Source organism: Corynebacterium ihumii (genome assembly GCF_028609825.1).
In the GTDB taxonomy this organism is placed as follows: Bacteria; Actinomycetota; Actinomycetes; order Mycobacteriales; family Mycobacteriaceae; genus Corynebacterium; species Corynebacterium afermentans.
This window is the reverse complement of sequence record NZ_CP063190.1, coordinates 882736-903460: the sequence shown is the minus strand read 5'-3', so window position 1 is coordinate 903460 and position 20725 is coordinate 882736. Positions and strand designations below refer to the sequence as shown.

Below are 20725 nucleotides of genomic sequence, written 5' to 3'. Positions count from 1 at the left end.
TAGAGTTCTTTCATGGCTTCTCCCTTCGCGTTGACACTGCTCGGCCTGGCCATCATCGCGGTCACGGTCGGGCTTTTGCTTAAAGGCAAGACCCACCCGATCGTCGCAATGACGCTCATCCCCATTGTTGGTGCTGTATTCACTGGCGCCGGCGTCGCCGAGATCTCGGACTTCTATACGGACGGCCTGGATCGAGTGATGAACGTTGTGGTGATGTTTATCTTCGCCATCATCTACTTCGGCATTCTCTCCGACGTGGGGCTGTTTGAACCTGTGATCAAGGCACTGATCAAGGCAACGCGCGGCACGCCGCTATTAGTAACGCTGGGCACGGCGGCCATCGCGATTGTCGCCCACCTGGACGGTTCTGGCTCCACGACCTTTCTGCTCACCATCCCTGCATTGCTCCCGTTGTATGAGGCAATGCGCATGTCGCGGTACGTACTGCTGACCATCGTGGCGCTTTCCGCCTCCGTGATGAACATGCTGCCGTGGGGTGGACCTGTCGGCCGCGCCAGCTCTGTCGTCGGTCCCTCGCCGAACGAGATTTGGGCTCACCTGCTCCCGGTGCAGGGCGTCGCCATCGTGCTCGTTTTCATAGTCGCCGCGATCTTCGGCCTGGTTGAGGGACGCCGGGCTTCCACTTCGGGCCAGACTGAGGGGACAGTTGACGTCGATGCAGTCGCCGAAGACTTCGCTCGACGTCAGCAGGAGGAACGCGCCAAGTTGGATTTCACCCAACGAAAGAATTCATGGGTGACGTGGGCGAACGCGCTCATCACCGTCGCTCTTATCGGCGTTCTCGTATCAGGCCTTGCATCCCCGGCTCCGGCGTTTCTTGTGGGCACTGCACTACTCCTTGTCATCAACTTTGCCGAGCTTGAGGACCAGAGCGATGTGTTGCGCCGTCATGCTCCCACTGCGTTGTCCATGGCCGGTGTCATCCTCGCCGCTGCGATGTTCCTAGGCATCCTTGACGGCACGGGCATGCTGGAGCAGATCGCGCTGTCGCTCATCGCTGTTCTGCCGGAGGCTGTCGGCCCGTACATCCACATCATCGTCGGCCTTTTAGGTGTGCCGCTGGACCTGGCGACGTCCACCGATGCCTACTACTTCTCTGTACTGCCGATCGTGCAACAGACCGCTGAGGCTTTCGGTGTCACTGGCATGGGCGCAGCATCCGCGATGATCGTCGGAAACGTCATCGGCACGTTTGTCAGCCCATTCTCCCCAGCTCTCTGGCTGGCACTTGGCCTTGCCCGAGGAGAAATGGGCAAATACATCCGCCTCGCGTTTCCGGTGTGTTGGGCGTTCTCGGTCCTGCTGGTTCTTGGATCCTGGACGTTCGGGATCTTCGCCTAACCCCCAAAAAGCGAATCTTTATCGCCATTTCGTCCCAAACGATGAAACAACGTGTTAGATTCGTCCGCATGATCAACAGCACCGCATTAGCAACCTCGGCCGCACCGGCCGAGCGTTCTGCGATGCTGAATACCCAGCCGACCCGCCTGCATCATCATCTGTAGCGCGGTGTCGGCCGACTCCAGCCCCCTGCGCTAACAGCCTCTGCTGCTCAAAGCGCAGGGGTTTCTTGTTAGCACGGGCAACACTCAAAGGCTTATGTCGTTCGCGCCGCGCCCCCGGACCCGTCCGCGAGGCACACGGCTGCACTCTCCTATCGACGGCCAAACCGGGAAGACGCCGCCCAGCATCGGGCACACCTGAATCCCATTCCCCGCGCCCCGATTCGCGCATTGCTTCCCGAAAGAGCACAGTTATGTCTGTTATGACTGCCCAATCAGAATCCGCCTCGAAGCCCAAACCGAAACGCCCCGGCCTGAACGCACGCCACATCCACTTCATCGCGCTCGGCTCCGCCATCGGCACCGGCCTGTTCTACGGCTCCGCAGGCGCCATCCAGGCTGCGGGCCCGTCCGTGCTGCTGGTGTACCTGCTCGGCGGCGCGGTGGTGTACTTCATGCTCCGCGCGCTTGGCGAGATGAGCGTGCGCAACCCGATCACCGGTTCCTTCGCGGTCTACTGTCGCAAGTACCTGGGTGGCTGGGGTGGCTACATCACCGGCTGGATGTTCGCCTTCGAGATGATGATCGTCTGCCTCGCGGACTTAACCGCCATTGGCATTTACATGAAGCTGTGGTTCCCGGACACAGCTGCGTGGGTGTGGATCGCCGTGACGCTGCTGATCATCGGCGCGGCCAACCTGGCCACCGTGCGCTGGTTTGGTGAGCTGGAGTTCGTCTTCACCATCGTCAAGGTCACGGCCGTGGTGGCCATGATTGTCGGCGGTGCGGCGATTCTTGTGTTCAACCTGGGCCAGCAGCCGGAGGTGTCTCAGATTAGCAACCTGTGGAACGATGGCGGCTTCTTCCCCAACGGTGTCTCGGGCATGGTCGCCTCCTTCATCCTCGTGCTGTTCGCGTTCGGCGGCACCGAGATCATCGGTGTGGCAGGTGCGGAGGCAGATGACCCGGAGCGCTCCATCCCGAAGGCCGTGAACACCGTCCCGGCGCGCATCCTGCTCTTCTACGTGCTGGCAATCTCGATCATCCTGGTGCTCAACCCGTGGCGCACAATCACCGGCGAGGAGTCGCCGTTCGTGCAGATCTTCAACACCCTCGGTGTGAACTGGGCTGCCGGCCTGCTGAACTTCGTGGTCATCACCGCGGCGCTGTCCGCCATCAACGCCGACCTGTTCGGCACTGGCCGGGTGCTCACCGGCCTGGCCAAGGAGAACTTGGCGCCGCGCCGCATGGCAAAGACCTACCGCGGTGTGCCTGTGATGACGATTGTCTCCCTGCTCGCCGTGCTGGTCATCGGTGTGTTCCTCAATGCGCGTTACCCCAACGTCTTCGAGACCATCGCGGCACTGGCCACCTTCGCCACCGTGTTTGTCTGGCTGATGATCCTGTTCGCGCAGGTGGCCATGCGCAAGCAGATGACCGTCGAGGAGCAGCGCGCCCTGAAGTTCGCCGTGCCGTTTTGGCCGTACGGGCAGTACTTCGCCATCGCGTTCATTCTGTTCACTTTCGGCATCATGGCCTGGTTGCCGGACTTCCGCCTCGCGCTCGGCATCGGCGTGGCGTTCACGGTGATCATGACGGTGCTGTACTTCGCCACTGGACGCCCACAGGTGGTTGCACAGTCCCAGGAGGAGTACGCGAAGGCATAATCCCGCGCAACCTCCCCTCCCCCGCACAGCCGCCGCAGCCCGCTCGCTGCGGCGGCTGTGTTTTTGCGCCCAACCCCCACCGCGCGCGATCCCGGCGGCTCTGCCACACTTGGTCGTATGACCGTGACTCATGGCAACAAGATCGTCCTTATCGGCGCCGGCGCTGTCGGCACCGCCTACGCATACGCAATTGTCAACCAGGGCCTGGCGGACCACCTGGCCATCATCGACCTCAACGAGGACCTCGTCTGGGCCCAGGTTGAGGACCTCAACCACGCCATCCCGTTCTCGGGCCACCACATGGACGTCACGGTGGGCACCTACGAGGACTGCCGCGACGCCGCCATGGTGGTCAACTGCGCGGGCGTGGCGCAGCGCGACGGCGAGACCCGCATCGACCTGATCGCCCGCAACGCCAAGATTTTCCAGTCCATCAACTCCGAGGTCATGGCCAACGGCTTCAACGGCATCTACGTCGTGGCCACCAACCCCGTGGATGTGCTGTCCTACATCACCTGGAAGCAGACCGGCCTGCCGTCCAACCAGGTCATCGGCTCCGGCACCGTGCTGGACACTGCCCGCTGGCGCCACAACCTCGGCCTGCACTTCGACATCGCCCCATCCGCCGTGCACACCCACATCATCGGCGAGCACGGCGACACCGAACTGCCCGTGTTCTCCTCCGGCTCCGTCGGCGGTGTGCCGCTGCGCGCCATGCTGGAGACCGAGGCGGAGACCAACCCGGACATCTACACCCAGATGGACGAGATGTTCATCCGCACCCGCGACGCCGCCTACGACATCATCAAACGCAAGGGCAACACCGCCTTCGGCATCGGCAACGCGCTCGCCCGCATCACGCGTGCGATCTTGCGCAACGAGGACGTGGTCCTGCCCGTCTCCGCGCTACTCGAAGGCGAGTACGGGCTCGAGGACCTCTACATCGGCACCCCCACCGTCCTCAACCGCAGCGGCGTACGCAACGTCGTCGAGCTGCGCCTCGACTCCGACGAGCTGGAGAAGTTCCGCTACTCCGCCAAAGCCTTGCGCGAGGTCATCGACCACGCCGAGTTCTAGGGGCCTTTGCTTATCGACGTCAGCTTCGCCCGGCTGACGTCTAGGATGTCACCATGGCCAAAAACATCGATGTGGTTGGAGCAGTGATCCTCGACGGCGAACTTGTGTTTGCTGCACAGCGAGGATTGGGCCGATCGATGAGCGGATTGTGGGAGTTTCCCGGCGGAAAGATTGAACCCGGCGAGACTCCGGAACAGGCCCTGCAGCGTGAGCTTTTCGAGGAACTCAGTGTTGAGGTTGATGTATTGGATCGGATCGTGACGAGCCGGCACGAAACCAACTCTGTAGTCATCAACCTCACCACGTACTACTGCACGCTTCGCTCCGGCACCCCGAAGCTTTCCGAGCACCAGGAAATCCGCTGGGTGCCTAAAGCTGAGCTGCACCAACTTGAATGGGCACCAGCCGACATCGAGACTGTTGAACGAGTACAGCAGCAATAATGGATCCTTTGCTTTCCTCGCTGCAACGCGACCTTGAGTACGGCTTCATCGACGAAGCCGTTCTTGCCAACAAGCAAGAAAACCCGGAGCTCATCACCAACGGTGACTCAAACACCATGTACGAGACGCTCAAGAACGAACTTGAGTTCGCTGATAGTTACGTGTTCTCCGTTGCATTCGTGACGGTCGGCGGTATCGGCGCGCTCAAACAGCAACTCGTTGAGTTTCAAGGCAAGGGCACGATCATCACGTCCTCGTACCAGGACTTCAACGAGCCAGCTGCATTGCGCGAGCTACTAACTCTGGAAAACGTCGATGTCTACGTTATGTCTGAATACGCCCACCATGCCAAGGGCTACATCTTCAATCACGGCGATCATGTCACCGCGCTCGTCGGCAGCTCAAACCTCACGCGCTACGCCCTGATGGAAAACCACGAGTGGAACATCCGAGTTTCCTCGCACCGAAACGGCAACATTGCGTCACAGCTTCAAAGTGGGGTCGACAAGCACCTCGAAAAGGCAGTACCACTGACCGAGGAATGGATCAGCGAGTACGAGCAGAAGAGGGCCAACCGCACAATCGTTTTCACGGAAACTCAACCGATGGAGGTTTCTCCGGAAGGCGAGAAGATTCTTCCAAACCTGATGCAGGTGGAGGCGCTTGAGCAGCTGCAGAGTGTGGTCGACTCCGGCGAAAAACGCGCATTGATCATCTCAGCAACCGGCACGGGAAAGACCATTTTGGCAGCGTTGGCTACGCGCCAGATGAAGCCTTCAAAAACGCTTTTCATCGTGCACCGTGAGCAGATCTTGAAAAAGGCAGCTCAAGAGTTTGCCAAGGTGTTGGAAGTCGACGACTCACAAATCGGTTTCTTCGTGGGAGCGCGGCGAGAGTTAGACAAAGATTTGGTGTTTGCAACGGTTCAGTCTCTTTCACGGAAAGAGAATCTGGCGTCAATCTCGCCGCTCCAGTTCGATCTGGTCATCATCGACGAAGTTCACCGTTCCGGGGCCAAGTCGTACCAGTCGATCCTGAACCACTTCCGCCCCAACTTCACGCTAGGTTTGACCGCCACCCCGGAGCGTACGGATGGGTTTAACGTCTTCGAACTCTTTGGATACAACGTTCCGTACGAGATTCGTCTTGAAGGCGCCCTTGAAAACCGGATGCTCGTCCCCTTCGACTACTACGGCATTGCCGACTACGAATCGGCGCAGGGTTCAATCGGAGACAAGTCAAAGCTCAAAGATCTGGTTGCGGAAAGTCGCGTCGAGCACATCGTTGATGCACTGCAGAAATACTCGTTCGCAGAAGGTACGAAAGGCCTAGTGTTCTGCAGTAGTAACGAAGAATCCCGCATCCTCGCGGAAGCACTCTCCTCGCGCACCGCTCACGGCCGTCCGTTGAGAACGAGGAGTCTCTCGGGAGCGGACACGATTGAACAGCGAGAGTCGGTCGTTTCGAAGCTGGAAAATGGCGAGCTCGATTACATCTTCACGGTGGACATTTTCAACGAGGGAATCGACATCCCCTCGGTGAATGTGATCGTCCTGCTCCGAAGCACTGAATCCTCAATTATTTTCACGCAACAACTAGGACGCGGGTTGCGAAAGTCCGCCGACAAGCACTCGCTGCGCGTCATCGATTTTATTGGTAACTACGCGAACAACTACCTCATTGCTATTGCTCTCACCGGAAACAAGACTGGCCGCAAGCCAAAGATTCTCGACGACGTCAACGACCCCCGCCCAAAAGCCGGGTCTTCCACGGTGAGCTTCGACAAGGTCTCCGCCGCTCGAGTAATCGAGTCTCTGCAAAAGGCCCGTATCACCGGAGTTAAAGCGAAGCGCGAAGCCATCGCCGAGTTAAAGTACCGGCTCGGCCGGATTCCGAGGCTCGTCGATTTCCTTTACCACGAGTCCATGGATCCGTCTGTGCTGTGCGCAACCGATCAACACACCCGAAACTACTGGTCGCTTTTGTACAAATTGAAGGAAGTTAACTCTGCGCCCTCCCGCGAAGAAGACGGCTTCCTCTCCCTCATCGCCGCGGAGCTGCTCAACGGAAAACGACCGCAGGAACTTCTTCTTCTCTCCGAACTTGTGCGCCGCGGACCTAAAGGGACGCTTTCCGCACACGACTTCAAGACCGCAATTGAGCAGTACTCACCGGAGCTTGATTCCTCGGCTAACCTCATGCAGTCGGTAGAGCTCGTTTTGAACCTGGACTGGTTCACGAAGGCTGCTGCCCAACGCTATGGGGGTAATCCACTCGCTGTCCGCACAAGCAGCGGTTTTCAGCTCGGTGAGCGGTTCTCAGAGTTGTACTTCTCCTACGACGAGCAACACCCGAACCCGGAAGTCAGTTTCCGCTCCCACATTGATGACCTCATCGAAACTGGCCTCCTCGTCAACCGGCGCCAGTACCGCCAGAGCGACATGTTCGTCCGAGGGAAAACGTACACCCGAAAAGACGCAGCAAGACTCCTCAACTGGCATCACAATAGGGAGTCCACGATCTACGGGTACGCGGTGGATTCAAACACCAACACTTGCCCGATCTTCGTCACCTACCACAAGGACGCCGATGTCCTGGCGAGCCACCGATACGACGACACATTCATTGACCAATCCACAATGCAATGGTTCTCCAAGAACAATCGGACGCTGAAGAGCAACGAACTCCAGCCAATCTTGGATGGCTCCGCCGACCTCCACCTCTTTGTGAAGCGAGAAGACGCAGACGGCTTGGAGTTTTACTACCTCGGGCAAGCTGAAGTCAGGCGCGCCGAAGAGCGGCACATGACTGGAAACAAAGATGAATTGCTCGCCGTGGTGGTCATGAGGTTGGGATTAGACGAACCTGTCCCTGCCCCGCTGTACAAGGCACTCACCACAAACAAGCGCTCGAGCATCCAGGATCCGTTTGATGACGGCATGAAGGCGGAACGCCACCGAAACCCTGGCCACATGGTCAGAGAAGATTCGGAAGGCAAACGTCATTTAGAGCAGTAAGTCTCCCCCTCAAAGCCAGATTCTCCTTGAAGAATCAGGCCGGTTCGCGGCTTTTCTTCTGCTGAGGTTCCTCGGGTTATTGCGGGTCGCCCGGAAGGTTGAGGAGACGGCGTGCTGGTCCATGTCACAGCATCTCCGCCGTCAGCAGCCTCCGTTTTTGGGTCCCATTGGCCGGGCACTAACGACCTCGAAACGCAGGGTACTGCGGTTACTGCTCTGCCCTCGGAAGAAAAATGTTCTCCGCCGCCGCGTACTCCCCCGCCTCCGCGGCGAAGCTCTCGTCGTGGCAGGTGAAGATCACGGCCTGTCCGCGGCGCAGACCTTGGGCGATGAGGGCGTGGGCGCGGTCGCGGGAGGGGGCGTCGAGGCCGACGTCGGGCTCGTCGAGGAGCACGAGCGGGCGATGTTGGGCGAAGACCTGGGCGAGCTGGGCCAGGCGCAGGTGGGCGGCCGGAAGGTCGAGCGGGTGGGTCTCCGGGTCGAGGCCGAGCGCGACAACGACGTCCGGATCGCCGACGAACTCCCCCACCGTGGACTCGGCGAGCTGGTCGGCGGCGCGCTGCAACGCGAGTGAGACGCCGAGGCCGTGGGTCTGCTCGAGGCTGGGGTTGCCGTCGAGGCCGGCCATCGCGCGCAGCAGCGTGGTCTTGCCGGCGCCGTTGTCGCCGCGCAGCCACAGCGCCTGGCCCGGGCGCACGGTCAGGTGGATCGGGCCGGCGGTGAAGGTGGGCTGCTCGATGGCACGGAACTGCCACCACTTGCGGGGTGCTCCGCCGCGGGTGGCGGTGATCTCGCCGAGGTGGATCGGATCACCGGTGGGCTCCACGCGTGGGGGCAAGCTGGTTTCGTGGGTGGGAAGAGATGTGGGAGACAGGATGCCGTCGATAAGCGAGAGCTTTGCTGCATTGAGGCGGGGGCGGTTGCCTAGCACCACGATGCGAGACGGCAAGGCTTCGAGTAGGCGGATGATGTGGGTGGCGGAGGTGGGGTCGAGGCCGGCGAAGGGGGCGTCGAGAAGCAAAAGCTCCGGCTCGAGGACCGCGACCGTCGCGATGGCCAGGCGGCGTGTTTGGCCGCCGGAGAGTTGTGCGGGGTGGTGCTCGGCGAGCTCGGTCAGGCCCGCGGCGCTGAGGACGCGCTCGCAGCGGCGCCGCATCTCCGGGATGGGTGTGCCGCGCTGCTCCAGTCCGAGCGCGACTTCCTCGATGACCGTGTCGCGCAGATAGGACACGTGCGCGGTGGCGTCCTGCTGGACCACGGCGGCGCCGTCCCACTCGTTGTGCGCCCGGGCCGCGAGGGTGGTCAGGCCCGCGCCGGAGTTGCCGATGACCTCGACGGTGCGGTGCTGGTCGAGCGCTTGGGTCAGCGGCGTTAGATCCATAGGACCACCGCCACGCAGGTAAGCGGGACAAGGATGCGGGCGGCGCGCTGGAGAGTGCTGTCGTGCACGGGGCGCAGGACGGTGCGGGGGCCTGTGAGGTCGTAGCCTGCGGTCTCCAGCGCCTGGCCGCGAGCGCCGGCCTGGGTGAGCAGCTCCGTGAGTACGGGCATGATCAGGTGCGGGACGACGGTTTTGGCTTTGATCGGTCGCTGCTTGAGGCGGTTGGCGTCGCGCGTGATGCGTGCGCGGTGCGCGCCCTGGGGGCCGAGCTGCAGCGTGGTGCCGGCGATGTAGCCGATGCGGTTGCCGCCCTTTGTGCTTTGCAGGGCCTTGGCCAGATCCGGCGTGCGCGTCCACGCCACGGCGGCGAGCAGGCACGCGACGAGCGCGGTGAAGCGGGCGGTGAGGTGGACGGCGTCGGCGAGCCCGTCGGAGGTGAGCAGCGGGGCGATTTTGCGCTCTCCGTAGGGGGCGTGGATGAGCACCATCGACGCGGCGACGGGCGCGGCGAGGATTGCGGTGGCCGCCACGACGGATGGGTTGCGGGTGCGCCACGTGCCGGCAACGAGGGCCGCGGCGATGATGGCGAGCGATGCCTGCGGAGTGTTCAGCCCCAGCGCAAGGATCCAGCCGGACGCGCCGACGGCTAAGGCGGTCAGCGGGTTCAGGCGGGACTGGGTTTGGGGCACGCGAACTACTTGCTCTGCGGGGCGAACGCGGCGACGGTGCGCTTCGGCAGCGCCTTGACCGTGAAGTACGCCACCAGCATGACAATGACCTTGTCCACCGGGTCCGAGATGAACGCCTGTGTGGTCACGGATGCGATGAGCGAGCCACCCATCTCGCGGAACAGGCTGACCAGCGCGCCGGTGCCCACACCGGCGGTGCCGCCGTAGACGTATGCGGCCACAGGGGCTGCGACCATGCCGCCGACGATGCCGAGCACCAGGCCGAAACCGATCACGGTGGCAAGGTTGCGCAGCGCGTTGAAGCGGTGGATGAACACACCGGCCAGCCAACCGACGAGCGCCGCACCCGCCGCGAACGGCAGCGCCGCCGGGTTGAGCAGGCCCCACACGACGTTGTTCAGCGCGCCGGTGGCCATGCCCGCGACCGGGCCGGCCAAGGCCGCGACGAGCACGGTGCCCACGGAGTCCAGGTACAGCGGCAGGCCGATAGAGCCGACAATCTCGCCGACGACGGAGTTGATGATGATCGCGATCGGGATCAGACCCAGCGTGCGCGCTGGCAGCAAGGGGATCACCGCGGCCAGCAGCAGGATAGTGCCGATGCCGTAGCCGGCCAGCAACGCGATGCCCTGGCCGGAGCCGGTGACCTGGCCCCAATCCGCCGGGTGGACGAGGACGAAGTACAGCCAGGTGGCGGCGATAAACAGCGCGCCTGCGACGGCGAGGGCGCGGCGGGCGGGGGTCCATTCGGCCTTCTGCGCGGCCTGCGCGGCCGGGGTGGTTGCGTGTGACATGGGTGCTCCGAGTGGTGCGCGGAAAACGGGAAGGTGCAGCCCTGTTTCGCCTATGTCACCTCGGCTGGGCTATCGGTTCGGGAGTGTAGCAGGGGGAGTTTTCCCGGCCTAGTCGTCGGCACGCAGGTGGCGCAGCTCCACAATCTCGGCGGCGCCGGCGGCGGCCTTGGCGTGCACCTCGCAGGCCCAGTCGAAGCGCTCCCAGGCAGCGGCGATGCCCTCGTCGGTGACGTCGGTGACCAGGCGCGTGTTCGGGTCGCGCTCCCAAATCCCACGCAGATCCGCCACCGAGGTGCCGCGCATCAGCTCGGAGTCGGTCTCCACGTCGACAGTGGTCTCGGTCGCCTGGTAATCCACCAGGTCAAGCGCGATCAGCACGGTGAGCAGGTCGTGGATCTGCGCCTGATACCCCTCGCCCACATCCTCGTGGAATTCGAAGTAAAACCGCGTGATCGCCTCGAGATGCTCGGCGAGCGGGGAGCCGCCAAGCTTATCGACGAACTCCGCCAACGCCTCCGGACCGAGCAACATCCGCTCCGTCACGCCGAGCGAGCACAGCGTGATCGGGGTCTGTGTCATGGCGAACACGTCGGCGGCGGCGTGCGGGTCCACCCAGAAGTTCCACTCCGCGATGGGCGTGGTGTTGCCCGGGTAATGCACTGCCCCGCCCATCACGGTGATGTGCTTGAGCTTTTGAAAATGCTCCGGGTGGGCGTGGGCAAAGGCGGCCAGGTTGGTCAAAGGACCCGTGACGATGAGGTGCAAATCCTCGGTGCCGCGCTCGATGGAGTCGATCCACAGCGCATCCCAGTCGTGCTCCACGTGGCGCTCGGGCGCGGTGGCGTAGCCCAAGCCGGTCTCCCCGTGGGTTTCCGGCGTGGTGGTCAGCTCCACCTCGAGCGGTTCGGGCAGGCCGGCGGCCAGGGAGATGATGGGCAGGCCGCTCAGTCCCAGGATCCAGGCGCCGTTTTGGGCGCATTGGTCGGCGGGGACGTTGCCGGAGGTCGTCGTGAGGCAATCGAGCTCGATGAGCCCCGCGTGGGCCGCGGCGGTGAGGAAGATGATTGCGTAGGTGTCGTCGATGCCGGGGTCGCAATCCAGGATGACTCTCACGGTTTTGTTTCCTTTCCGGCGACAAGCCAAATGATTAACGTGGCGGCGCACACCGCCCCGCACACGCCGAACGCGGCCTGGAAGCCCGCCGCCTCCGCGACCGTGCCGAGCAGCACCGGCGCGAGGATCGAGCCGGCATCCTGCGTCATTTGATACGTGGACAGCACTGTACCGCCGGAGCGCTCGTTGCCGATGATGTCCGCGAGCGTGGCCTGGGTGGCGGGGCTCATCAGGCCCGCGCCGATGCCTGCGGCGGCGGAGAGTAGCACGAGCGGCCAGAAACTGGTGGCCCCACCAAGGAGTGCTGTGAACACGCCCGAGGTGGCAAGACCCGCGGCGACCAGCGGACGGCGGCCGAGGCTGTCGGCGAGGCGGCCGGAGAACTGCAGAGTCACGGCCATGCCGAACGCGAAGGCAGTGAGCGCCAGCCCGGCGGCCGCTCCCCCGCGCTCAAAAACGGCCGCAGCGAACAGCGGCAAGATGGCCACGCGCGAGCCCATGTTGACAAAGCCGTTGGTAAAACCGGCGGCCAGCAGCGCCTTGTAGGTGGAGCTCTGCCACGCCTGGCGCACGCGCATCTTCGGCTTCGCTGCGGGCAGCGGCTCGGAGCCCGGCTTTGGCTGGGTCAGCGCGCCGACGGCAACCGCCGCGCCCGCCACCGCGATGCCGTAAATGACAAACGGTGCGCGGAAACCCAGGAAAGACAACGCGGCGCCGATGACCGGGCCGACGACATTGCCAACCAGAAACGCCGAGGCGTACAGCGCGTTGGCGCGCCCGCGGATGGACGGGTGCGTCACGCGCACGATCAACGCCTGCGCCGACAGAGTGAACATGGTGGAGCCGAACCCGGCGATAAACCGCAGGGCGAGGATTTGCCAATAGACCTGCGCGAAGGCCACGAAGAACGTGGAGGCGGCAACGATAAGCAAGCCGGTGAGGTAGATCGGGCGGGAGCCAAGCCTATCGACGAGCCGGCCGGCCCCCGGAGCCCCCAGAAGGCGCGCCAGTGCGAAAATGGAGGTGACCGCTCCGGCGGCCGCCATGGACACGCCGAAGCTGCCGGCGAACTGCGGGAGCACTGGGGCGATGAGCCCGTAGCCGAGGGCGATGATGAACGCGGCGCCGACAAGCACCCAGATCGTGCGCGGGATCTTCGGCTGGGTGCGCGGCGTCTGCTGTTGAGTTGGATTGTCGGCGTTCATTGCTGGCTAGGGTACATCGCCAGGTGGGGTGGTCTGATTTGGCAATGTGGCAAATATTTTCCGCAATGACATATCACCCCTGGCAGCCAACCAGAATTCGACCGTGTGTTCGATTGCCGGGTCGGTGATGTCGACGGGCTTCATAGTGTGTGCGCCATGAAGTTCACCACGAAGAATCCGCTGCGAAGCGTCAGCCGAAACGACATGTCCCACTCCCCCGTCTCCACCCCGGAATCCCTCGCCGAGGTCATCCGCGAGCGCCACCCGGAAATCATCGAGTCCGCACAGGCCGTCATGCACCACCCGCGGTCGCTGTCCCGGCCCACCGCCGCGTGGCGCCCACCGGTGCTCACACTGCCGCGGGTGGCCAACGGGCCACAGCTGACATTGGCCGTGACCCGGCGCAGGGTCGGCCCACGGGCGCGGGCCCGGATACAGGGCTACGGAGGCAGCCAGGTGCCGGCGTACCTGATTGAGGTCCGTATTGCGGACACGACCGGCAGCGTGGTTGACACCGTGCTCACCGAAGCGTGGGTGCGCGCACTGCTCCCCGACGACAGCGCCCACGCGGTCCATGAGCTGGCTGGGACACGCACGGCGAACTACGTCTGGCTCGTCGACGGGACCTTCACGCCGATCGCGTCACCGTCGTCGATGTTCGAGGGGCTTCGCGCGGCCTAACGGCGAGGGCTGTGGTCCTCGTCTGCGTTGTCGGCGTCGTCCGTGTCGTCTTCGTCGTAGTCGACATCGTCTGCGTCGTCATCGTCGTCTTCGTCTGCGTCGTCATCGTCGTCTTCGTCGTCCTGGCCGAACAAGTCGTAGACCTCAGGCTCGTCGTACTCGTCGTCCACGGGCAAAAGCTGCGACTCCCAGTCCTCGGCCTGGTCGGCGGCGAGCGAAAGCACGTCGAAAAGCCTGTCAAAGTCCGTGAAGCTGCCCAGCTCGAGCCGCTCGGCATCGACGAGTGCTTCGTCGTGGATAGCGTCGAAGAGGCGGGCGCGGTCCTCCTCCGTCAGCTCCGCGTCGCCGTCGGACTCCCAGAGCTCACCTTCGGCGTCGTCGAGCACGTCGTCGTAGTCGTCCGGAAGCGCGATGAAGGTGACCTTGGCGTGCGGGGTGCCCTCGACGGTGTCGATGGTGACCAGCAGCTCCGCGTTATCGCCCACCTCGGCGCGCACCTGCTGCGGGTTCAAATGATCCTGGAAAAACTCCAGGTCGCCGATGCGCTCGTCGGTGCCCTCAAGCAGGTCGCGCAGCACGGTGATCACCTGGTCGGTCGCTATATGCTCCGCAACCGCGGCCACGGCGTCCTCTACGGAAAACACCACGGCCACCAACACGGCCTCGAAATCCTCGTCGTCCTCGTCCACGTCCGCGGCCGCGATGTAGACGTTGGCGGCCGGCAAGTGCGGGTCAATTTCTACGAACTGGATCTCCAGTGCTGCGGTCATGGGCACGAACATGGTGTCCCCGCCCACGCGGGACTCGATACCTTCGCGGTCGAGCGCCGCTGCAATGTCCTCGAAAAAGCTCATGTCTGTGGTTCCTTCCACGTCGCGCCGTCGGGCTGGCTTGCCGCAACGCGGACAAGCCTAGCCACGAATGCCCGCAAATGCGTGGGACTTCGCCGACGCGCCGCTAGTCGTCGCCCCACGCCGGATGTGCAGCCCCCAACAGGGATGCGGCGGAATTCATCAGATCCTGGCGGTGGGTGCCCCACTCACGCATGTCAAAGCTCTCCCAGGCCCTGCGCTGCACCGCCTTCGGATCCCACTCCACGTGCATGCCAGCGTCGAACACGGCGGTGGCGCGGCCCGGCTTATCGTCGGAGCGGAAGCCGTACACGGGCCACTCCTCCCCCGGCGCGCCAGTGTGGAAAAACTTGCCCCAGTGGTGCTGCATGACGCGGCTGACCTCCGCAAACCCCTCGGATCCGCCGAAAACGTCCCACCGCGAGGCCTTCGTTGCGTTCGGCTCGCCGAACACCGCACCCAAGTCCGAGGTGTGCATCGCGCCCAACCCCAGCATGCGCATCGCCGCGGAGGCGTAATCGAAGCGGTACATCCAAGTCTTTGCCTTTCGACGGTGCGCCGTCGCCAGGATCACCGTCGGTGCCCAGAACACCGCATCCGCGATGAGGTCAGCGTAGTCGCCCCGTCCACCCGCGTAGCCGTAGGCGCGCAGCACCGCCTGGGAATTGTCTGGGTCGAACGCCTCCAGCGCCCGGCGCGCAGCGCGCTGGCGGGCCTTCGTGGTCTGGTAGATGGCCTTGGCAAAGCTGGCTTCATCCGAATTCGTGCCCACGATCAGCGGCACGGCGGCCTGCTCGCTGGCCTCGAAGGTGTCGATGGGGTGGGCGGTGAGCGTGTCGCCGTCCACGGTGGGCATGAAGCTGGTGTTGAGCTGCACCAGTTCCTTGGAGTTCAGCAGCATCGATTGCCCGGCGCGCACGAGCTCTTCTGCGCTGGTGGCGCGCATATCCGCCAGTGTGGTGGTGCGTGGCAGGCCCATCCGGGTAACCAGTTCGCGCACCCACATGGCGGCTTGGAGGCGCGAGTGGACGCTTGCTGGCGGCGGCGACTGCGCCACTGCCCCGTGGAACAGCCCTCGGGCGGCTGGGGCGCACATGAGGTGCACCACGGCCGCCCCGCCGGCGGATTCGCCCATAATGGTCACCCGGTTCGCATCCCCGCCGAAGTTGGCGATGTTCGCGCGCACCCACTCCAGCGCCAGAATCTGGTCCAGCAGCGCGGGTGTGGCCACGCAGTCGTGGCCGAGCGAGCGGAAGTCCAGGTAGCCAAGCACACCGAGGCGGAAATTCACGGAAACGTACACCACCTTGGTGGCGTCTGCGAGCAAATGCCCCTGCAGCACCTTCTCGTTGCTTGCGCCGGTGACGAAGGTGCCGCCGTGGAAGTAGACCACCACCGGCAGTTCTTCATCCGTGTCCGGGCGCACGATGTCGAGGGTGAGGCAATCCTCGGTGCCGATGACCACGTCGCGCCAGCCGAACGTGCCTTGCATGGCCGGCGGGGCGAACCGGGAGGCGTCGTAAAGCCCCTGCCACTTCTCGGCGGGTTGGGGCGCGCGGAAGCGGCCGGTGCTCGCGGTGGATGCGCCGAACGGCACGCCGCGCCAGGTGCGCATGCCGGAGCGCTCGTCCACCACTCCGCGGACCTTGCCCGCGGTGGTGTCTGCGACAGGGTGCTCGGCGGCAGTCATGGCCTCAAGCGTAGACGGATGTGCGAGAAGTCCAACTATGCTGGATCGACGTAAATCAGACCATTAGCGAAAGAGCACACGATGTTTGGCACCAAGAAGAAGTCCAAGGATCTGGCCGTGCGTCAGGAGATCGATGAGGCGCTGCGCGAGGACCCGGCGCAGCTGGAAAAGGACGCTGGCCCGCTGGGGCGGGCGTTTATCGGCGCGGTGGATAAGGCGGTGCAGCTGCAGACCTCCACCATCCGCACCTACGTGGACTGGCTGCGCCGCCAGAACCCGGACGCCACGCCAGCGGAGATTCAGAAACTGATGGACAAGCATCTGAAAAACACCGTCACCGGTACCGGCGCGGGTGTGGGTGCCGCAGCCGCCGTGCCCGGCATCGGCCTGTTTTCCGGCGCGGCCGCGGTCGCGGGCGAATCCGTGCTGTTTTTAGACCTGGCCGCGTTCTACGCCGTCGCGTCCGCCTACCTGCGCGGTGAAGACATCGCCGCCCCGGAGCGGCGCCGCACGCTCGTGCTGTCGCTGCTGATGGGCACGAAGGGGCTGGCGATTGTGGACGCCATGCTCGGCGACGACGCCGGCAAAATCCCCGGCAAGTCCACGCTGGCAAAGTTCTCCGGGCCGACGCTGGCGAACACGAACAACGTGCTGGAACGCATCGCCACGCGCTCCATACGCAAGACGCTGCGGCGTGCGTGGCTGGGCAAGCTCATGCCGCTGGGCATCGGCGCGATCGCCGGCACCACCGCCAACCGCAAGCTTGCAGACGGCGTGATCGACAACGTGCAGTCCGGCCTGTCAGCGATGCCGGCCGCGTTTGCCTCCCCGCTGCCGGAGAAGGACACCGACGAGGACGGCAAGGGCCTGAGCCTGAACCCGAAGGAGTTCGCGGCCTGGATCCTGCGCCAGTTCAAGGACGATAAGAAGGACGACAAGGAAGACACGAAGGACGGCGGCGACAATTAACCCCCTGCTCACCAGATCCCTCCGCGCCAACCGCGCGCCTGCGGCAGCTGCGTTCATCGCGGCCACGCTCGCCGCAGTGTTCCAAACGGCGGTGCCGGCGCTGACAGGCCGCGCGGTGGACATCGCCACCGGTAACGCGGAGGGATCGGTGACGCGCACGGCGTGGTTGATGGTCGCCGTCGCCGCAGCCACCTACGGCTTAAGTTTCACCCGCCGCGTGACGGCGGGCCGGCTGGCATCCAGCTCACAGCACTGGCTGCGCACCGAGATCCTGCGCACCCTGCACCGCCTCGACGGACCTGGCCAGGACAAGATTGTCACCGGGCAGATCGTCTCGCGCTCCATCTCGGATCTGAACATGTACCAGATGGTGTTAGACACCCTGGCCATGATGCTCACCCGCACCGTGCAACTTGTGCTCACGCTTGCGGTGATGCTGTACATGGACGTCCCGCTGACGCTGATGTCCCTGGCGTTGTTGCCGCTGATCCTGTGGGAGGCCAACCGCTCACGCAAAACGCTCTACGCCGCCACGTGGGTCAACCAGCACGCCACCGCGGAGCTGGCGGAGCACGTCGAGCAGACCGTCTCCGGCGTGCGCGTGGTCAAAGCGTTCGGCCAGGAGCAGCGCGAGATCGACCAGCTGGATCAGCTGGGACGCCACCTCTACGCGGTGAAGATGCGCGCGGCGAAGCTCACGGCGCGGTTCCAGCCGATCCTGTCCCAGCTGCCCAAGGTCGCGCTGGTGGTCACCATCATCGCCGGCGGCATGCTGGCCATCCGCGGGCAGATCACCATCGGCCAGTTCGTGGCGTTCACGGCATATCTGACCTCCATGACGTCGATGCTGTCCATGCTGACCAACCAGTACGTGCGGCTGCAGATGGGCATGAGCTCATTCGACCGCCTCGACGACGTGCTCAAGCTCGCCCCCGCCCGCGAAGCCACCGGCGGCCCCGTGGAGGGCGCGGGCCTGCGCTTCGACAACGTGCGCTTTACCACCGGCGGCAACCCGGTGCTCAACGGCTTTTCGCTCACCGTGCGCCCGGGTGAGACGGTCGCGCTCGTCGGCCCGCCCGGCGCGGGCAAAACCATGGCCGTCCAGCTCGCCGGGGGCTTCTACCAGCCGGATTCCGGAAGCGTCGAGCTTCTCGACGGCTCCGCCTCCCCCGCCGCCTTACGCCACAAAGTCCTGTGCGTGTTCGACGAGGCGTTTTTGTTCTCCTCGTCCGTGCGCGAGAACATCGCCATGGGTACAGATCTTCCGCCCGATCAGCTCGACGCCGCGGTGCGCGAGGCGGCGCGCCTGGCGTGCGCCGACGAGTTCATCGAGCATCTACCCGACGGCTACGACACCGAAGTCGGCGAGCGCGGCCTGACCTTATCCGGCGGGCAGCGCCAACGCATCGCCCTGGCGCGTGCGCTCATGGCGCGGCCCGAGGCGCTCGTGCTCGACGACGCCACCAGCGCCATCGACGCCGTCACCGAGGCCCAGATTTTGGCCAACCTGCGCGAGGAGCTCAAAAACGTCGCGGTACTCACCGTCGCGCACCGGCAGTCCACGGTGGATCATGCGGATACTGTGGCGGTGATCGACCGCGGAGCCGTCGTCAAGCATGGCCCCCGCGACGAGGTTGTTCAGAGCCCGGAGTACCTCGCCACCATGTCCGCGGACTCGCCGGCGCAGCTGCCGGAGGCGCCGACGTGCGCCGAACTATGGCCCGAGACCACCGAGCCGGAGCGCGAGCGCGTGATCGTGCCCACCACCGGGCGTGCATCCACGGTCAACGCCACCCCGGAGCTGCTCGCGCGGGTGGAGAAACTCCCGGAGGCCACCGAGCAGCCGGACCTGAGCGAAGAGCGCCTGGAGCAGCTGCGCACCCCGTCCAGCGACTTCCACGTGCGCGAGCTGTTCCGCGCGGTGCGCTGGCTCATCGCTGGCACCGTGGCCCTGCTGGTCGTCGGCGTGCTGGCGGACCTGGCGTTTCCCTCCCTCGTGCGCGCGGCTGTAGACCGCGGCATCGCGCAATCCGACCAGGCCAGCCTGATCCGCACCGGACTGATCGCGCTGGCCGTGGTGGCGGTGGCGTGGGCGTCCATGACCGTGATGACGGTACTGTCCTCGCGCTCCGGCGAGCGCCTTCTCTACGGCCTGCGCCTGCGCTCCTACTCGCACCTGCAGCAGCTGGGCTTGAGCTTTTTCGAATCGCGCCTGTCCGGCAAGATCATGACGCGCATGACCACCGACATCGACACGCTGTCCAGCTTCCTGCAAACCGGGTTGGCGCAGGCGATTGTCGCCGTCGGCTCGCTTGCCGGCGTGACGGTGATGCTGGTGGCCACCGACGGCCAGCTTGCGCTCGTCGCGTTTACCGCGGTGCCCGTCATTGCGCTGGCCACCTGGGGTTTCAGGCACTTCTCCAAGCGTTTCTACGCCGCCTCGCGCGCGCAGATCTCTGCGGTCAACGGCGAGTTCGCCGAGCTCATCGGCGGCATCCGAGTCACCCAGACCCACCTCGCCCAAGACCACTTCGAGTCGCGTTTCGCGGAAATGAGCGACACCTACCGCCGCATCCGCATGCGCTCGGTGCGCCTGGTGGGCCTGTACTTCCCCGGCATGCAGTTCGTCTCCCAAGTTATGACCGCGGTGATCATCGGCGTCGGCGCCACCCGCATCGCTAACGGCACGCTGTCGGTCGGCGTGCTTGTCGCCTTCACCATGTACTTAAGCCAGCTCTACGGCCCCATCCAGCAGCTGGGACAAATCTTCGACTCCTGGCAGCAAGCCACCGTCAGCTTCGACCGCATCCGCGAACTGCTCGCCGAGCGCACCACCGTCCCAGACACCGGCTCGCGCCTCGGTGCGCACACCGCGGCGTCCGGGAAGCTTGTGCTTGACGACGTCACCTTCGGCTACTCACCGGACTCAGAGCCAGTCATCGACGGGATGGATTTGTCCCTTTCTTCCGGCTCCACCGTGGCACTCGTGGGTCCGACGGGGGCGGGCAAGTCAACCGTCGTCAAGCTGCTGGCCCGCTTCTACGACCCGACCGATGGCACCGTGCGCGCGTCGGGGACGAACATTGCCGAGTTTCCGCTCGCGGAGTGGCGGCGCGCGCTCGCGCAGGTGCCGCAGGAGTCCTACCTCTTCCCCGGCACCGTCGCGGACAACATCGCCTACGGCACCGCCGACGCCACGGACGCTGAAGTGCAGGCCGCGGTAGAGCGCATCGGCACGCTCGGCGTGATCGGCACCATCCCCGGCGGCTTCAACGCGCGGGTCGGCGAACGCGGCCGGGGCCTAAGTTCCGGGCAGCGCCAAATCATCGCGCTCGCCCGCGCCGAGATGCTCACACCCGCGGTGCTGCTTTTGGACGAAGCCACCGCCACCCTCGACCCCGCCACCGAACGCGCCGTCCTCGACGCCTCCGATCGCGCGATGGCCGGCCGCACCTCCGTCGTCGTCGCGCACCGGCTCGCCACCGCCGCGCGCGCCGACCGAATACTCGTGATTGATGAAGGACGTATCATTGAAGACGGCTGCCACGAGGACCTCATCTCCGCAGGCGGAAGATATGCCCATATGTGGGCTGTTAACCGATAACGGGGGTGAAACACAAGGCCC

Annotated in this window: 15 protein-coding genes; 8 read left to right on the top strand and 7 right to left on the bottom strand. The window is 64.5% G+C overall.

The features are described 5' to 3' along the window. Nucleotides 1-12 precede the first annotated feature (12 nt). The 5 genes from CIHUM_RS04555 to CIHUM_RS04535 all read left to right on the top strand — a co-directional run bounded on the left by CIHUM_RS04555 (nt 13) and on the right by CIHUM_RS04535 (nt 7727). Nucleotides 13-1362: a CitMHS family transporter gene (locus CIHUM_RS04555; RefSeq protein WP_034999763.1), complete on the top strand. Its 1350-nt coding sequence runs from the start codon at nt 13-15 to the stop codon at nt 1360-1362. 415 nt (nt 1363-1777) lie between these two features. Continuing rightward, nucleotides 1778-3190 (top strand): amino acid permease, encoded by a 1413-nt coding sequence (locus tag CIHUM_RS04550; RefSeq protein WP_034999761.1) that lies wholly within the window; start codon nt 1778-1780, stop codon nt 3188-3190. 117 nt (nt 3191-3307) lie between these two features. After that, nucleotides 3308-4267 carry an L-lactate dehydrogenase gene (locus CIHUM_RS04545; protein WP_034999759.1) on the top strand — a complete coding sequence of 320 codons (960 nt, stop codon included), beginning with the start codon at nt 3308-3310 and terminating at the stop codon, nt 4265-4267. A 53-nt stretch (nt 4268-4320) separates the two neighbouring features. Beyond that, nucleotides 4321-4710, top strand: a complete 390-nt coding sequence (locus CIHUM_RS04540) for a (deoxy)nucleoside triphosphate pyrophosphohydrolase (RefSeq protein ID WP_074432044.1) — start codon at nt 4321-4323, stop codon at nt 4708-4710. Continuing rightward, the gene (locus CIHUM_RS04535) at nt 4710-7727 is read left to right on the top strand and encodes a DEAD/DEAH box helicase (RefSeq protein WP_074432043.1); all 3018 of its coding nucleotides are present in this window, start codon (nt 4710-4712) and stop codon (nt 7725-7727) included. Before CIHUM_RS04540 ends, CIHUM_RS04535 begins: the two co-directional genes overlap by 1 nt. A 208-nt stretch (nt 7728-7935) precedes the next feature. On the opposite strand, the gene CIHUM_RS04530 is transcribed toward CIHUM_RS04535, so the two are convergent. From CIHUM_RS04530 to CIHUM_RS04510, 5 genes are all read right to left on the bottom strand, one after another. Next, nucleotides 7936-9108, bottom strand: coding sequence for an ATP-binding cassette domain-containing protein (locus CIHUM_RS04530; RefSeq protein WP_273680242.1), 1173 nt, complete (start codon nt 9106-9108; stop codon nt 7936-7938). After that, nucleotides 9099-9797 carry an energy-coupling factor transporter transmembrane component T family protein gene (locus tag CIHUM_RS04525; RefSeq protein ID WP_243427171.1) on the bottom strand — a complete coding sequence of 233 codons (699 nt, stop codon included), beginning with the start codon at nt 9795-9797 and terminating at the stop codon, nt 9099-9101. Before CIHUM_RS04525 ends, CIHUM_RS04530 begins: the two co-directional genes overlap by 10 nt. A gap of 5 nt (nt 9798-9802) precedes the next feature. Continuing rightward, nucleotides 9803-10591, bottom strand: coding sequence for a hypothetical protein (locus CIHUM_RS04520; protein ID WP_051106469.1), 789 nt, complete (start codon nt 10589-10591; stop codon nt 9803-9805). 108 nt (nt 10592-10699) lie between these two features. After that, nucleotides 10700-11704 (bottom strand): nucleoside hydrolase, encoded by a 1005-nt coding sequence (locus tag CIHUM_RS04515; protein WP_034999755.1) that lies wholly within the window; start codon nt 11702-11704, stop codon nt 10700-10702. Continuing rightward, entirely contained in the window at nt 11701-12909 is a 1209-nt protein-coding gene (locus tag CIHUM_RS04510; protein ID WP_034999753.1) for an MFS transporter, read from the bottom strand. Before CIHUM_RS04510 ends, CIHUM_RS04515 begins: the two co-directional genes overlap by 4 nt. A 156-nt stretch (nt 12910-13065) precedes the next feature. Here CIHUM_RS04510 and CIHUM_RS04505 point away from each other — a divergent pair, with 156 nt between their 5' ends. Then, entirely contained in the window at nt 13066-13590 is a 525-nt protein-coding gene (locus CIHUM_RS04505; protein WP_243427170.1) for a hypothetical protein, read from the top strand. Here the strand turns inward: CIHUM_RS04505 and CIHUM_RS04500 are convergent. Both CIHUM_RS04500 and CIHUM_RS04495 read right to left on the bottom strand, forming a co-directional pair. Continuing rightward, nucleotides 13587-14444, bottom strand: coding sequence for a hypothetical protein (locus CIHUM_RS04500; RefSeq protein WP_034999751.1), 858 nt, complete (start codon nt 14442-14444; stop codon nt 13587-13589). The two genes, CIHUM_RS04505 and CIHUM_RS04500, sit on opposite strands and share 4 nt — an antisense overlap. Before the next feature lie 103 nt (nt 14445-14547). Next, the gene (locus tag CIHUM_RS04495) at nt 14548-16131 is read right to left on the bottom strand and encodes a carboxylesterase/lipase family protein (RefSeq protein ID WP_034999749.1); all 1584 of its coding nucleotides are present in this window, start codon (nt 16129-16131) and stop codon (nt 14548-14550) included. Between the two features lie 81 nt (nt 16132-16212). On the opposite strand from CIHUM_RS04495, the gene CIHUM_RS04490 reads away from it, so the two are divergent. Then, nucleotides 16213-17100 carry a hypothetical protein gene (locus CIHUM_RS04490; RefSeq protein ID WP_074432042.1) on the top strand — a complete coding sequence of 296 codons (888 nt, stop codon included), beginning with the start codon at nt 16213-16215 and terminating at the stop codon, nt 17098-17100. Further along, complete coding sequence (locus CIHUM_RS04485; protein WP_034999748.1) at nt 17096-20704, top strand: ABC transporter ATP-binding protein; 3609 nt, start codon at nt 17096-17098, stop codon at nt 20702-20704. Before CIHUM_RS04490 ends, CIHUM_RS04485 begins: the two co-directional genes overlap by 5 nt. Nucleotides 20705-20725: the final 21 nt, after the last annotated feature.

Excerpts from the sequence above, each read along its gene's own strand:
- CIHUM_RS04535 (WP_074432043.1), top strand. The coding sequence starts at position 4,710 with ATGGATCCTTTGCTTTCCTCGCTGCAACGCGACCTTGAGTACGGCTTC.
- CIHUM_RS04530 (WP_273680242.1), bottom strand. The coding sequence starts at position 9,108 with ATGGATCTAACGCCGCTGACCCAAGCGCTCGACCAGCACCGCACCGTC.
- CIHUM_RS04540 (WP_074432044.1), top strand. The coding sequence starts at position 4,321 with ATGGCCAAAAACATCGATGTGGTTGGAGCAGTGATCCTCGACGGCGAA.
- CIHUM_RS04505 (WP_243427170.1), top strand. The coding sequence starts at position 13,066 with ATGAAGTTCACCACGAAGAATCCGCTGCGAAGCGTCAGCCGAAACGAC.
- CIHUM_RS04545 (WP_034999759.1), top strand. The coding sequence starts at position 3,308 with ATGACCGTGACTCATGGCAACAAGATCGTCCTTATCGGCGCCGGCGCT.
- CIHUM_RS04555 (WP_034999763.1), top strand. The coding sequence starts at position 13 with ATGGCTTCTCCCTTCGCGTTGACACTGCTCGGCCTGGCCATCATCGCG.
- CIHUM_RS04500 (WP_034999751.1), bottom strand. The coding sequence starts at position 14,444 with ATGAGCTTTTTCGAGGACATTGCAGCGGCGCTCGACCGCGAAGGTATC.
- CIHUM_RS04550 (WP_034999761.1), top strand. The coding sequence starts at position 1,778 with ATGTCTGTTATGACTGCCCAATCAGAATCCGCCTCGAAGCCCAAACCG.
- CIHUM_RS04490 (WP_074432042.1), top strand. The coding sequence starts at position 16,213 with ATGTTTGGCACCAAGAAGAAGTCCAAGGATCTGGCCGTGCGTCAGGAG.
- CIHUM_RS04520 (WP_051106469.1), bottom strand. The coding sequence starts at position 10,591 with ATGTCACACGCAACCACCCCGGCCGCGCAGGCCGCGCAGAAGGCCGAA.
- CIHUM_RS04495 (WP_034999749.1), bottom strand. The coding sequence starts at position 16,131 with ATGACTGCCGCCGAGCACCCTGTCGCAGACACCACCGCGGGCAAGGTC.
- CIHUM_RS04510 (WP_034999753.1), bottom strand. The coding sequence starts at position 12,909 with ATGAACGCCGACAATCCAACTCAACAGCAGACGCCGCGCACCCAGCCG.